Raw genomic sequence first — 14122 nt, 5'->3', positions numbered from 1 at the left:
ATGAGTAAAATTAGAATTCGTAACGTAAACCACCAGAGATCTGGCTTTGGTTGTAATACTCTAAATTGATAAATTCTCTATATTGGATAAAGGCTTGCAGCCCACCGCTGGCAGCGCCGTCGGCGTTTTTCTGGCTAGAGCCTCTTAATACGGCGGACATACCAACGGTGAAGGTCATGTAGTTGCTGTCGAGTTCGTCGGTGGGCAAGGAGAAAACGGTTGCTGATTCGCCTGCAACGATGTCAGCAACATCCACATATTGGGCATTAATTTGACGAGGGGCGGTATCGTGCTGGGTGCGGTATTCAATATCCACATAAGGGATAAAAACACCGTAATTCGGTGTGAGTAGGTAATTAAATTTCAGTCCCAGTGTGGATTCTGTGGAACCAAACGATTGCTCTGCCACGATGAATGCATGGCCTTCATTTTCAATGTCGGTTTCGCTATAGCCGTCAACGGAAACACTGCGATAGTTAAGCGCAACAAACGGTTCCATACCAAAAGCACTGTGTTGGAAAAAGCTATAACCCAAGGTAGAACTGAAGGTATAGGATGATGCGCTAGTGCCGCTAATAGCGACGGTATCGGTACTTTCTATTTGCGGGTTTAACGAAGGGTAGGAGATCGTGCGTTCAGTATCGAAGTCCATGCTTTGAAAGCCGACAGCGGCACTAAAAAATAAGCGTTCGCCGCTATATAGCATATAGGGTTGCAAGGACAGCCCGGTCATATCAACGGTACCTTCGACAATACTTTGATTGGGGTCGAACTCCACGGTTTCACTCTGGTGCCCCAGCATAACCCCGCCCACCCAATTGAGAGAGAAACGATAATCTACGCCGGTGTTAATGGCGGTGCCGTCGAAGTCGAAGGCGTCTTCTCGTTCGGTGGCCGTGCGATCACCGCTGGTGTAATCGGCATTCAGAAAGAACCCCCAGCGTGACCATTGAGCATTTAAGTCGCTGCCCGCACCGCCGCCGAGCGGGCCTTCGTGTCCAAGGGCAATGAGGTTGTTTTGATTCGTCGCACCCATGGCAATACTACCGGTGCCGCCGCGAAGTGCTGTCATACGGCTGGCTAATCCTGTCATTTGGCCACGAAGGAAGTTGGTAGACATATCGCCCTGGGTAGAAAATTCCTCGCCGGCGGTCCAACGCATGGCAAAGCCCAAACCTTCAAGGTCCAGCCCTAAGCTATACAGCGTAGGCCCAGCGCCCGTTAAGTCGTTGGCGGTATGAACCAGCTCGCGCACGGTACTCCAGGTTCGAAAGGTGGCTTCATCGCAGGCCTGTGTAGCGCCGCGTTGTTCGTCGGTGCAGCCATGTTCCTGTAGAACCGCATAGGTCCCCTGCACGGAAGCGGCGGAATACTCCTCCAGTTGTGATGTGAACTCACCTTCTAGGTCGGATAAATCGGCGTAGCTCAAGTGGCTTGCCGCCAATGTAAAAGTGAGGGTGAGGCACTTGGCGGTAAAGGTAAGAGCGGGTGGTTTTTTCATGGGGAAATAGTCCGTTATCGCGGCCCTAAACGGGGGTACTTCGGGCCAATAAGTAGTGTGGAACCCTTTATTGCTTTAGGTTGTTCCAATTAGATTCCTTCTAAAGGCCTGATTTGAGCGCTATGAAAGACAATACGCGCGCCATTATCGGGCTGAATCGGGCCAAATGCTAGCACGTATTAGTCTTGTTTACATTCCCTCTACTAGGCTCATTTAATTGTCGATTTTGTAGGCCGGGTACATTGCGTGTGTTGCCAATTAATAGAACAATGGCCACCATTGTGACCGAGTTGATGGACAGGAGTGGAAGCCAATTACATGAGTAAAGATAAAGGCGTGTTCGATGCCACTACCCGTATCCGGCCTGATGCCGATAAATCAAAGGTACGGCCCGTACCTCGCGCTAGTAAAGCGGAGGAGGATCGAACGAGACTCAAAGACCCCAGTTCGGAAGATGCAACGCGCCTGAAAGCGCCAGCCTCCGTTGATGCAACCCGCCTAAAAGCACCCGAGCCCGATGATGCAACGCGTGTTAAACCGGCCGCTTATGGACCTGCCGCCTATGTTGCTGGCGAATATGCGCCTGGCGAGAGTGGAGCCTTTATTTCTGTTGGCGATACCTTAAAAAACCGTTTTGAAATGACCGATCTACTTGGGCGTGGAGGCATGAGCCACGTGTACCGGGCTATCGATAAACGTAAGCTGGAAGCCGAAGACAAAAACCCGTACGTGGCTGTAAAAGTGCTTGGCGGCGATTTCGCTGGTCACCCGAAGGGTTTTGTTGCCTTGCAGCGTGAGGCGCGCAAGTCACAAACCTTGGCGCACCCCAATATTATTACCGTGTACGATTTTGATCGTGACGGAGCCACCGTTTTTATGACCATGGAGGAGTTAAGGGGCTCACCCCTAGACGTGCTGATTCGTAATAACCCAGGCGGCGTGGACAAAAACGAGGCGTTACGTATTATTGGGGAAGTCGCGAAAGGTTTAGCTTATGCGCACTCCAAGGGCATTGTTCACTCCGATTTAAAGCCGGGTAATATTTTTCTTACCGACGAGGGCACCGTTAAAGTACTCGATTTTGGTATTGCTCGGGCAGCGTCATCTGTTGAGGACTATCAGGCCTCTGAGCAAACAGTTTTTGATGCGGGTGAGCTGGGCGGGCTGACACCGACTTACGCAAGCTATGAAATGTTTGAGCGCGATGAGCCGCATCCCAGCGATGATATTTATGCCTTGGGTTTAATTGCTTATGAGCTGTTAACCGGCTCCCACCCCTACCAGCGTATGACCGCGCTTGAAGTGCAGAAAAAGCGTTTACACCCGCCGGTACTAAAAGGTTTGAAGCAGCGGCAAGCGCAGGCTATTAAGGCGGCTGTTGCGCTAAAGCGCGGGGAGCGTATTGCGGATGCTATTGTATTTACTAAGCAATTTGAAGCCTCTTCTTCATTCAAGCTTATAGCGGCTTCATTGTTAGTTGTTGTTATTGCACTAGGTGTTGTGGTGGTTTTTCAAAGCACAGAAGAGAATGGCCCTGCGGTTCCATTTTCGGAACTCAATGCAAACACCCAAGATAGTATTAACGAATCGATTAGCTTGGCTGAAGAAGCACGAAAATTTGGTGATATTAACGGCGCAATTTACCATTACAACGCCGTTTATCAATTGCACCCGCGCAATATACGCGCAATGAAAGGTTTAGAGGCGGTTGTAGATAAAGTGCTTGGTATCGCGAGAAAAGCCTCTCTTAGCTCTAAAGAAGAAAAGCTCCAACAAATTAATGTGTTGTTGGAGTATGATTCTCTGGCGTCGAATGGAGAGCTATTGGCCTACAAAGCGGAATTACTAGAAAGTAATTAAAAATAAGATAAAGTTATTTTTCAGGTTTATCGGTGCTTATGTTTATTTCGGTGCTTATGTTTATTAATGTCGGGTTTATGGGTAGTGTTAAGCCGCAATTTTCTGGTGTGCAGCGCTAAAAGCGGATCAATTTTACGGCCGCATTCTGCGGCTAAATATCCGCTTATAATTCAGTCTCTAATCGCTGTAAAATGCGTGGCCATTCATCCAGCCAGCAACAGTAGTGGTTGAATTCGGGGTAGCGCCAAATAATACCACCGTGTTTGTGAACATAGGAAAGAGTGATTTCTGCTGTTACGTTCTTATCTTTGCCACCAATAATATGCACTTGTTTTATTTGTGCTGGCGGCGGCTTGCTACTGATTGGGTCAATAGATTGATTAAGCGGTAGGTAATCATGTTCCTTGGTCCAGTGCTCAATGTTCAGGTTTCCCGCAATCGTTACCACGGCCGTAACATTGGGTATGTGCGGGGCTAAAAGCATCGCTAGGGTACCGCCGCCACTATAACCAATCACTATTATGTTGCTGTGTGGGTGGATTTCCAGCCATTCATTCGTTGCTTTCAGCATGCTGGAAACGACGTCTTGCGAAAATCGCGCAAACGTCCAAAGGTCTGGCTGGCAGTTTCTAGCGTTTTCCATCTCAAAGTAGCAGGGGCGGCCAATGAGTACGGCATTATGGGTATCCACTGCCATTAAGTTAAGCGCCAAACTTTTATTTGGCGTCGGGTTGGCTGCAATATGCTTCCCTTCTATCCAGGGTATTCCATCGCCCGCAATGTAGAGGTGGAGGGTGTTGTTATTTGCCCTCGCGCTATTGTGGAAAATCTTGTGGTCGAATGGGTGCCCAGGTATTACGGTTTGGGCTAGCGCGTTTTTTTCGATTAGTGACGGTGTTGTGTGTAGCCCGGTCGCACAATTTACAAGCAGAACGATCGTCAGCAATAGCAAAGAGAGTTTCAATGTGGTTCCCTACCGTGATAAAAAGCGCGTAAAAGATGATCTTCATATCACGGCTAACACGTCATGTATTTTGATGTGTTAGCCGCTATACTGCCTCGCCAAATACTGGTCGACATAATAAAAGGATAATTTATGCGATTGTACTCCCCAAAGTTATTACAGCAACCTGCTTTATTCCTTGTTTCACTCCTGTTGGTGGCTTGTGGTGGAAGTATTGCTACCGTTGACGATAGTGAGCCTTCTACCGCTGCATCTATGGTTGAAGGCCTGCAGGTTGTTGATTGTTTACTGCCTGGACAGGTTCGCCGCCTTGGCAATTCAACCTACGTAACACCTCGCAGGCCCACAAGAACAACCGCTGCCGACTGTGGTATTCGCGGTGGTGAGTTTGTTGCTTACGATCGGGCCGACTATAAAACCGCACTAAATGTATGGATGGCAGCCGCTGAAGCCGGTGATGCCGACGCGCAAGCGAATGTGGGTGAAATCTTCGAGCAGGGGCACGGTGGCAAACCTAATTACACCGCAGCGGCTGTTTGGTATAACAAGGCAGCGGAACAGGGTAATGCGCGTGGGCAATTTAATTTAGGTACACTCTATGAGCAGGGCTTGGGCGTTGAAAAAGATATGCTCAGGGCACTGAACTTGTACCGAAAGGCTTGGGGCATGCCGGAAGACGACGTTATTTTCCAATCTGCCGCCTACGAGCAACAGAAAGCATTACGTGATCAGTTACAGCAACAAATTACCGCGAAAGACTCACAAATTAAATTGCTGGGCCAACAGGTTGATCAGTTGCAATCCAATTTGAAGCTGGCCGAAGAAGACACGGCATTACAAGATCAGATTGCACAGTTAAAAAAATGGATTGCCGATATTCAAACCGAACAGTTAGATGCGCGTAAGCACTACGCATCTTTACCTGTATTTAGAAAGCCAACGGCGCCTTCTGGCTTTACCGAAAGAGACCAGGAGGATTTTTCGAACGAGCGCGAAAGCAAGTTTGGCAAATACTATGCCTTGGTGATTGGTAATCAAGATTATCATCGATTAGATAAGCTCAATTCACCCAGATACGATGCAAGTCGCGTGGCAGATTTATTGGAAAATAAATACGGCTTCTCGGTTCGGGTATTATTGGATGCTAGTAATATTGCGGTTATGCAGGCTATCAACGATCTGAATGATACCGTTGGCGAAAATGACAACTTACTTATTTACTACGCAGGTCATGGCAGTCGTATTCAATCGGGTGATTTGGAAAGCGGTTATTGGTTGCCTGTCAATGCGGACCCTCCGCCCACCGATACCTTCTGGGTGTCGAATGAATTCATTACTCGCCACCTGGCGCGCTTAAAAGCCAAGCGAATTATGGTTGTCGCCGACTCTTGTTACGCCGGGTTGCTTTCCAGTGCGCCGGGTTATCTTTTCCTTGGTGATAAAGCGCATTACGATGACGAGTACATGCGTTACAAACTGTCTAAAAAAGCGAGGCTACTGCTTTCGTCTGGTGCCGACAAACCCGTTTTGGATAATGCCGGAAACGGCCACTCGGTATTTGCTCGCGCATTTATCGATGTGCTCGAAAACAATCAGAAGATAATGGCTGGCCCAGATTTATACACCCAGTTAAAAGGCAAGGTGGAAGCCGGTGCAAAATCCGTTGGTTTTGATCAACAGCCTGAGTTTAAAGCGATGAAAGGCGCAGGACATGAAGTAGGGGACTTCTTTTTTGTTCCCGTTAACTCAGCCGGTTAGCGTGGTTAGAAATTAATTATGAGAGGCGCCCTTAAGGGCGCCTCTGCTTTCCTCTAGAATAAAGAAGGGCATTCACAATGCGCCTATGGCGGACTGTTCTATAACCCTAGTGTAAGCGCCAATCCAACCACACCCTACAAGGCGCGACATTAACATAATAACCTATAGTCTCCATTACTAAGGAGGCTATCATGTCCAAGCGCCGCACCTACAACTGGCCCCAACTTTTCGCAGAATTCGAGCGGTCAGGCCTATCGCAAGTCGAATTTTGCAAGCAACACGACCTCAATCCAAAATATTTCAACTTAAAGCTTTCCAAGCTCAAAGCGCAGGAAGACAGTGCGTTCGCGCATGTGGTTGTACAGCCTGAACTTTACTCGCGGCAGGGGCTTGTCCTCGAAGTGGGCAACTGTAAAGTTCATTGCCCACCAGCCATGTCTATTCCTTCCTTTGTATCATTGATTAAGTCCCTCGCATGATCCAGTGGTCCAATGCGATTCCCATATACCTGCACCGCGACCCAGTAGACTTTCGCAAAGCGATCAATGGCCTAGCGGTTATCGTGAGTGAGGAGATGGAGTTGGATGTATACAGCCAGGCGTTGTTCGTGTTTTGCAATAGAAACCGCAGTCAGCTCAAAGTGCTCTATTGGGACAGTACGGGTTTTGCCCTGTGGCAGAAACGCCTAGAGAAGGACAAATTTAAGTGGCCGAGTAAAGACCCGCTTGCAACCGCATCAATTACCTACGAGCAATGGGATTGGTTATTGCGGGGTTTTGACTTTGCTAAATTTAGACCACATAAGCAGTTAAAATTCACCGAGGTGGCCTAATATTTTGTATAATAGCCGCTATGAAATATGCGGCGGCTTTACAGAAAGAAAATGATTTATTGCGCGAAAAGATTGCCGCGCGCGATACGCAAATCGCCGTATTAAACGAACAGCTTAAACACCTGCTGAGCAAACGCTTTGGATCTTCTAGTGAAAAAATATCGGCTGATCAGCTAGGCTTATTTAACGAAGCCGAAGCATGTGTAGTTGAAGTTGAGGCCGCCGAAAGCGATAGCACCACTGTAAAAAGTTATACTCGCAAGCGTAAGCCTCGCGTTACTATACCCGACAACCTTCCCCGTGAAGACATCATTCACGACATCACCGAAACGGAAAAAGTCTGCCCTCACGATGGCAGCACTCTTAATATCATTGGCAGCGAAGACCATGAACAACTGGAAATCATCCCCGCTAAAATCAAAGTGGTTCGCCACAAGCGACTAAAATATGCCTGTCCCTGCTGTGACAATCACATTGTAACGGCAGGCAAGCCCAAACAGCCTATCGAAAAAAGTATCGCCAGCCCCAGTCTACTCGCTTACATCGCGGTGCAAAAATATGCGGATGCTTTACCTTTATACCGTCAAAGCGAGATATTCAAACGAATCGGCATAGAGCTGGACAGAACTAATATGGCGAACTGGATGGTGAAGTGTGGTGAGCTGACACAGCCCCTTATCAACCTGTTAATTGATTACCTCCACAAGCCACCGTACATCCACATGGATGAAACCACACTACAGGTATTGGAAGAGCCGGGAAAGACCGCACAAAGCAAAAGCTACATGTGGGTAATGACCAGCACAGGTCCACAGTCGGTTTGCGTATTCCACTATGCGGATAACCGAGGGCAACGGGTACCCATCGAGCTACTTAGCGCCGAAAATACCGCCATTATGGTCGACGGCTACGAGTGGTACCAAAAAGCCTGTGATGAGTACGGTATTACCCGCTTAGGTTGCTGGGCTCATGCCAGAAGAAAGTTCAAAGAGGCTCAAAATTTACAGAAAAAGGGTAAAACAGGCAAAGCTGATCAAGCCTTAGCCTATATCCACAAGCTGTACGCGATTGAAAAGAAAATAAAGGACGAACCACCGGATAAACGCTACCAAGTTCGCCAAGAGCAGGCAAAACCCATCCTCGACAAAATCAAAGAATGGTTGGATAAAAGCTTACAGTCGGTGGCACCGAAAACAAAACTCGGTATAGCATTGGTGTACCTGAACAACCAGTGGGATCGATTAATCGCCTACCTGGAAGATGGGTGCTATCCCATCGATAATAATGCTGCCGAACGTGCAATACGCCCCTTTGCTATTGGTCGCAAAAACTGGATGTTCAGTAAGAGTCAGGCGGGCGCTAAAGCTAGCGCAAATCTTTACAGTCTGATAGAAACAGCCAAGGCTAACGACCTGAATACGTACGACTATTTGCAACATATTTTTGAAGAACTACCCAATGCGCAAAATGTTGAGCAGATTGAGGGATTGTTGCCTTGGAATGTCCAGCTTGGTTAGGGTGTGGTTGGTTTGGCGCTTACACCCTAGTGCCTGCACAGCGAGCATAAGCATTTCCTTACAAATAAAATAACATTCAGTAAATAACGGGAAACCTACCAAGCTAGAACAGAGGCGTGTGAGCACTAATCAATTGCTGGCACCGCCGAACGACGTCAACGTGACCCGCCGTTTTGGCTCAGGCATACCTCCCTCTAGCCCCATACACCCCTCGATCACCCTCTCTACATGCAGCGTTTTGCACGCTGCATGTCTTCACCAAAAACCGTTACGCTGTGTGTGGCTAGCGTGTTATTCAACGGTTAGGGTTATGTCATTGCACTGTGGGCCAAACAAGCCTGCAAAATTTAAGTGGTAGCTACCGGTGTCTAGCGCAGGCATGGTAAAGGTGTTGGAATGGTCGACATCGTTGCTTACTATATCGTTCAGCTCGTACAGGTGTCCCAGCCCGGTCTCATCAGCGCCCTTCACGTAGAGGTTCGTGGGGCTAGCACTAAAAGCTGCTTCGTATGCCACCAACTCAAAGGGCTGCCCGGCACTCACCACCGACGGCTCTATGCGATACACGCAGGCGATGGAAATATCTAAAGCTATTTCAATAATGTCTACTTGGTTGGAATCTTCCTCAGCGTACACTTTTACGTAGGCCGTTTCTTGGCTGTGAGTTACATCAACGGGGGCCTCATTAAATTTGTCGATGTCGACACCAAAGCTGAACCACTGATCACCCAAATCACTGATAGATTTATTAATGTTCACTAACCACGGTGTCAACGATTCTACCAGCACAGGCGTATCTAAGGTGCCCTGTATAAACCCTATATCACTCATCTGCTCAACCGTTGTGCTGGCATAGAGGGCATTAGCATACCCATAGAGTTGCCATGTTGTGTTGGTTGGAAGGTAGTAAACATCGAAACTGATGGCTCCTTCTGTTGCGCTCGTTGCGGTAACCCGCGCATGGGAAAAACCTGTGGGCACATTTAGCGGGTTTATCTCTACCTGTATTTCGCTAGTGTCATAGACGAGTGGTTTTAACCATCCGTCGCCTTGGGAGTATTCCACGTTAACATTTATGTCATTTCCTTCCTGCGATATTTTATAGTAATTTGTTGCGTAAAAACTGTAGTTGGAGTGGCCAAGTGATAGTGGAATCAGTTTTTGCGTAAAGGCAAAACCGTTCTTGATGCTCTGGTAGTCTCGGCTAATGTTCACGGAAATACGGGTGGCATGAACCTCGGTATCGTTACTGAAGTCAATATTATAGTGTTGGTAGGTATCGATATGCTGGAAGGTAGGGTGAAGAACAAATTCGTAGTCGCTCAAGAATTCAATCGAATATCGATCGACTAAATCCTGCGGTAGTGTCATTGTTGGAAACTGCGAGGGCGGTTCGACTTTAATGTATATGGGGGCAGGGTCGGCACCTAATATCTCTCGAATTTTTATTTCATTCACAGGTTCGTAAGAGGCCTCTTGCGCACGCTTCATGAAAAATGCTGGCTGTGAACGCACAACGTTGATGGTGTAAGGCAGTGTCGCCCGCGGAGCGGCCATTTCGCTACAATTCTGGTCGTAGCAGACATCGACCGTTATTACACCGCTATGCTCCCCAACGGACAGAGAGTCGGCCAAGGTTAGAAACAGTTGCGCCTCGGTCTCGCCTACATATGGGTCTACTGCTGAAAAACTGGTGTCGTGCTGCACAATTACGAACACAGAGCGGCTCGGTATATCACCCACATACGCAATATCGACCATGACTTCCTCGGTGTATGCAGACACAACTTCTCGCTCAATGTCGAGCGCAGCAGGAGAAAAAGCCAAGCTAAAGTTCGAGTTGCCGCCGGAACCGCCGGGGGTCACCCCACCGCTAGTGCCGCCGTTACCTCCCCCTCCACCACAACCGGTGATCAACAGTGCGGACAATAATCCTGCGCATAAACCTAATGTTCTAATTTTCATTTTTATCTCTGCAACCTTTATTTCGTACTAATATCTGAATACACTTTTGCACCGATCTAATACCGAAGTTTTAGTAACCCTTTCACCGGAGGCTAACCACGCGTTTAACCCCCATCCGATTAATACAAAACCCGATTATATAGGCGCCAAATTGTATTGAAAAGTTCGTTGTTACCGTTGCTTCAATATTCATATCCGTAGCCCTTCCCCCATCTTCGGGCGGTACTGACTTAACCTGTACGCGCTATATCCGAATCAGGTGTGGTTGATCGGACAGACTAAAGCCCTTGTTGTAGGGTGGTTTGCACGTACGGTTATACCGGTGTGCTATTCACTTTCAGTGAAGCGAGAGTGTTGAGGTGGTGTCAAACTATTGGGCATGTAAGGGCTAGGAGGCGGTTGCTCTTGTGTCTATAGGGCTGTATGCCATAATGAGATAAGCATGGGTTTTTACCAGCACAGGAGCTTGATCGATGAAAATGTACGAGGGGCTTATCCCTCCATGCGGCATTTATTGTGGGGGCTGCCCTAGGTACGGAAGGGCGAACGGCTGCGTCGGCGCTGAATTGCAGTGCAGAAAGTGCAAAGGTATCTATGAGTGCTGCATAGGTAAAAAACATTTAAATTTCTGTTTTGAATGCACATCATTTCCCTGCTACAAATTCAATCAGTTTTCCAAGCGATGGGAAAAATACGGTCAAAACCTAATTGAAAATCAACGCCATATAAAAGAACAGGGTATTGATTCTTTTTTAAGATTTTACCAGCGAAAAATTTAAAGCAAGCTTGGGTTAGCTCTATTAAGGTACCGAAGTTCTCCTGTGCTCTTGCTAAGTAGGCAAGGTTACGCCGTTTTGATGCTAGGCTGGGCGTCTGTTTACCCTTTATCAATGTTTTTCGTTAATTAATGTGTGTTGTTAATTAATGTGGCGAGCGGCGTAAAAGTTCAAAATTGGCGTGCTTTTTAATGTTCCTGGAAGTGTTAGTGTGGGTGCTTAATTCACTTCATCTCACTTGTTTCAATAAGCACAGGCTTGAATGTCGGAGTAATGATGAGTGAGCATTGAAAAGCCTGCTATTTCAATGGTTCAGGGCGGCAAAAGGACCGTAAATAGCTTTTCCTGATTAAAGGGGACTATGTGCTGTTTTTTTTTGGAATAAACTCTCAAATATTTCTACTAAATGGGCGATTTGTTAGATTAACGTCATTTGAACTGTGTTATTTTCCTTAGGTAGTGGTCGATGTTGAGGAATGTATTGTCGGAAATGCAACCTAGTGTATGCGCCAAAACAATTCTTCCACTTCTGTCCTAAATCTAATAATAATTTTGTCTGATCAATAGTCGTATCTGCTCAGCTCTTTTATCAAAAAGAGGATTTCACATGCTTAAAATAAATAGACTGGCTCTGGTAGCGGGGCTTTTTTTTGTGGTTGCAAGCGTCGCCAATGCACAGACCTGGCAGTCCTGCGACCAGTGGGGTAACTGGAATGTAAATGGATTCACGATATATAACAATATGTGGGGCGGTGGTGGTGGCTCACAATGTATTTGGGCGAACAATGAGGGCGACTGGGGTGTGACGGCAGATCACCCGAATACAGGTGGTATTAAGTCTTACCCAAATGTTGACTTCGATGTTAACTATAACGTCAATAGCATGCCTACTATCACCTCTAGTTTTAACGTTAGTCGTCCTTCAGGTGGCTCTTACAATACGGCGTATGATATTTGGTACGACAACTACGCCTACGAAATTATGCTGTGGGTGAACTGGAACGGTGAGATGGGCCCCATTTCGTACAATTACGGTTGTGGTGGTGGTTACCCAAGTACGGCATGCCCGGTGGTAACTAATGTCAATGTTGGCGGCCACACCTGGAATTTATTCGAGGGTACTAACGGCTCCGCTACAGTTTATTCGTTCTTGAGAACTAGCCACACTAATTCAGGTACTGTAAACATAACAGAAATTTCCAAGTGGTTAGCCGATAACGGCTACTTCAGCCAAACCACTAACCTGCACGAAATTCAATTGGGTTTTGAAATCAGTCAATCGGCTGGCGGGTTGGATTTCAGTATGAATAGCTACAATGTCAATATCGGCGGTAGCTCCAGCTCTTCAAGTAGTTCTTCAAGTAGCTCCTCTAGTTCATCATCTAGTAGCTCTTCGAGTTCAAGTTCATCTTCTAGCAGTAGTAGTGGCGGGGTCATTATTCAAGAAAACCAAACGGGTTTTTGTAATGTTGATGGATCGGTGGATAGCAATAACAGTGGTTTCACCGGTTCTGGTTTTGCGAATACCGACAATGCCAACGGCAATGGAATTGAGTGGCAGGTAAGTGTACCCGAAGACGGTTACTACAATTTTTTATGGCGATTTGCCAATGGTTCCAGCACAAATCGTACCGGCGAGCTGAGTGTTGATGGCAGCATGAATGCGAATGCCGATTTCCCTGGCACCGGCAGTTGGGCCAGTTGGGCGACGGCTTCAACCAGTGTTTATTTGAGTAGTGGTAGCCACCGTATTCGCTTGCAGGCAAACCAAAGTTCAGGTTTGGCCAATATTGATTACCTCGAAGTGAGTGGAAGCAACCCATCGGCAGCCGGCTGTGATGGTGGGTCGAGCAGTAGTTCTTCTAGCTCTAGTTCGTCCAGTAGTTCCAGTTCATCGAGCAGCTCCAGTAGTTCCAGTTCATCGAGCAGCTCCAGCAGTTCCAGTTCATCGAGCAGCTCCAGTAGTTCCAGTTCATCTAGTAGCTCTAGTTCCTCAAGCAGTTCGAGTTCCTCCGGTGGGGGAAGTGTAACCGCACAAATTGAAACGACGAACGATTGGGGTGGCGGTTATTGCGGCAACGTGTTGTTAAACAATTCGGGAAACACCACGGTTAATGGCTGGTCGGTTGAATTTACCGTTGATGGTACAGTCAGCAACCTATGGAACGGTGAGTATAGTCAGAGCGGTTCGACAGTGTCTTTGGCCGGGGCCGGTTGGAATAACAGCGTTCCTCCTGGTTCTTACAATCCATCCATTGGGTTCTGCGTCAATCGATAATTTCGATTCTCTCGGCGAAATCAAGGCACCCCGTGGTTTTCCGGGGTGCCTTTGTTGCCGCTGAGGCGTGCTAAATTTAAATTTTTGGTACGCTCCTCTTCACGCTCCTGGGGGCTTTGGGGTGCAGATAAATACAGATGCCTGCGTTCGCGGGTATGACTTGAATTTTGTGCCCAACGTTGGATGATGCTACTGGAATAGGCACTATCAGTAATGGTTAGCGCTGTAAAAAATCACTCTCCCCGTTAAGGGCACCTCTATTCATTGATTTTAGCCTCTACGCGATCTCGCAAGCCTTAGTGTAAGGCGGGCTGCGCAGCGGAAGGTTAGTGGCCTTTCCAAGCAAGCCATCGCTGCAATCTTTCCAGGCAGGCCATTACTGCAATAAGGTTTGCTAGGCCACCAGTATGCTGTGAATTTTGTCTTGCGCGCCCTTTATATGGGCCTATTTATTGGGCTGATTTTTTAGAGCGGGGTAATGTCCGGCCTTAGGGCTCTAAGTCAGTTTACCGCTGTGTATAGGCAGGCGAATCTAACTCTCCATCAAGTAGTGGCATGGGCACTATCGCGGTGTATATGAGCGGTGTATGCAGGGCACTTGAGCATGCTGGGGCGGCTACTAGAGCCGAAAAGGTGTATAATCTCCGGCCTCTGAAAAGTACCGGAATTTA

At 47.6% G+C, this 14122-nt stretch carries 10 protein-coding genes; 6 read left to right on the top strand and 4 right to left on the bottom strand.

The window, feature by feature from the left end:
• Window positions 1–10: 10 nt before the first annotated feature.
• Window positions 11–1501 (bottom strand): autotransporter outer membrane beta-barrel domain-containing protein, encoded by a 1491-nt coding sequence (locus tag H5336_RS02270; protein WP_185231025.1) that lies wholly within the window; start codon window positions 1499–1501, stop codon window positions 11–13.
• Between the two features lie 318 nt (window positions 1502–1819).
• Here H5336_RS02270 and H5336_RS02265 point away from each other — a divergent pair, with 318 nt between their 5' ends.
• Window positions 1820–3361, top strand: a complete 1542-nt coding sequence (locus tag H5336_RS02265; protein ID WP_185231023.1) for a serine/threonine-protein kinase — start codon at window positions 1820–1822, stop codon at window positions 3359–3361.
• 163 nt (window positions 3362–3524) lie between these two features.
• On the opposite strand, the gene H5336_RS02260 is transcribed toward H5336_RS02265, so the two are convergent.
• Window positions 3525–4325 (bottom strand): dienelactone hydrolase family protein, encoded by an 801-nt coding sequence (locus tag H5336_RS02260; protein WP_185231021.1) that lies wholly within the window; start codon window positions 4323–4325, stop codon window positions 3525–3527.
• A 132-nt stretch (window positions 4326–4457) separates the two neighbouring features.
• Between H5336_RS02260 and H5336_RS02255 the strand changes: the two genes are divergently transcribed.
• The 4 genes from H5336_RS02255 (at window position 4458) to tnpC (ending at window position 8432) form a co-directional block, all read left to right on the top strand.
• The gene (locus tag H5336_RS02255) at window positions 4458–6083 is read left to right on the top strand and encodes a caspase family protein (protein ID WP_185231019.1); all 1626 of its coding nucleotides are present in this window, start codon (window positions 4458–4460) and stop codon (window positions 6081–6083) included.
• Window positions 6084–6274: 191 nt separating this feature from the next.
• The gene (gene tnpA, locus H5336_RS02250; RefSeq protein WP_185231017.1) at window positions 6275–6562 is read left to right on the top strand and encodes an IS66 family insertion sequence element accessory protein TnpA; all 288 of its coding nucleotides are present in this window, start codon (window positions 6275–6277) and stop codon (window positions 6560–6562) included.
• Window positions 6559–6915, top strand: coding sequence for an IS66 family insertion sequence element accessory protein TnpB (gene tnpB / locus H5336_RS02245; protein ID WP_185231015.1), 357 nt, complete (start codon window positions 6559–6561; stop codon window positions 6913–6915). Before tnpA ends, tnpB begins: the two co-directional genes overlap by 4 nt.
• Before the next feature lie 20 nt (window positions 6916–6935).
• Window positions 6936–8432, top strand: coding sequence for an IS66 family transposase (gene tnpC / locus H5336_RS02240; protein WP_185231013.1), 1497 nt, complete (start codon window positions 6936–6938; stop codon window positions 8430–8432).
• A 291-nt stretch (window positions 8433–8723) separates the two neighbouring features.
• Here the strand turns inward: tnpC and H5336_RS02235 are convergent, their stop codons facing one another.
• Entirely contained in the window at window positions 8724–10397 is a 1674-nt protein-coding gene (locus H5336_RS02235; RefSeq protein WP_185231010.1) for a hypothetical protein, read from the bottom strand.
• A 663-nt stretch (window positions 10398–11060) separates the two neighbouring features.
• A complete protein-coding gene (locus H5336_RS22575) occupies window positions 11061–11288 on the bottom strand; it encodes a hypothetical protein (RefSeq protein ID WP_221627966.1) in 228 nt (75 codons plus the stop codon).
• 492 nt (window positions 11289–11780) lie between these two features.
• On the opposite strand from H5336_RS22575, the gene H5336_RS22570 reads away from it, so the two are divergent.
• Entirely contained in the window at window positions 11781–13451 is a 1671-nt protein-coding gene (locus H5336_RS22570; RefSeq protein ID WP_221627965.1) for a cellulose binding domain-containing protein, read from the top strand.
• The last annotated feature ends 671 nt before the right edge of the window (window positions 13452–14122 follow it).

The sequence above is a fragment of the Teredinibacter franksiae genome, assembly GCF_014218805.1.
GTDB lineage: Bacteria > Pseudomonadota > Gammaproteobacteria > Pseudomonadales > Cellvibrionaceae > Teredinibacter > Teredinibacter franksiae.
This window is presented reverse-complemented; position numbering and strand designations above follow the sequence as displayed.

Excerpts from the sequence above, each read along its gene's own strand:
- H5336_RS02255 (WP_185231019.1), top strand. The coding sequence starts at position 4,458 with ATGCGATTGTACTCCCCAAAGTTATTACAGCAACCTGCTTTATTCCTT.
- tnpC (WP_185231013.1), top strand. The coding sequence starts at position 6,936 with ATGAAATATGCGGCGGCTTTACAGAAAGAAAATGATTTATTGCGCGAA.
- tnpB (WP_185231015.1), top strand. The coding sequence starts at position 6,559 with ATGATCCAGTGGTCCAATGCGATTCCCATATACCTGCACCGCGACCCA.
- H5336_RS02265 (WP_185231023.1), top strand. The coding sequence starts at position 1,820 with ATGAGTAAAGATAAAGGCGTGTTCGATGCCACTACCCGTATCCGGCCT.
- H5336_RS22570 (WP_221627965.1), top strand. The coding sequence starts at position 11,781 with ATGCTTAAAATAAATAGACTGGCTCTGGTAGCGGGGCTTTTTTTTGTG.
- H5336_RS02235 (WP_185231010.1), bottom strand. The coding sequence starts at position 10,397 with ATGAAAATTAGAACATTAGGTTTATGCGCAGGATTATTGTCCGCACTG.
- H5336_RS02270 (WP_185231025.1), bottom strand. The coding sequence starts at position 1,501 with ATGAAAAAACCACCCGCTCTTACCTTTACCGCCAAGTGCCTCACCCTC.
- tnpA (WP_185231017.1), top strand. The coding sequence starts at position 6,275 with ATGTCCAAGCGCCGCACCTACAACTGGCCCCAACTTTTCGCAGAATTC.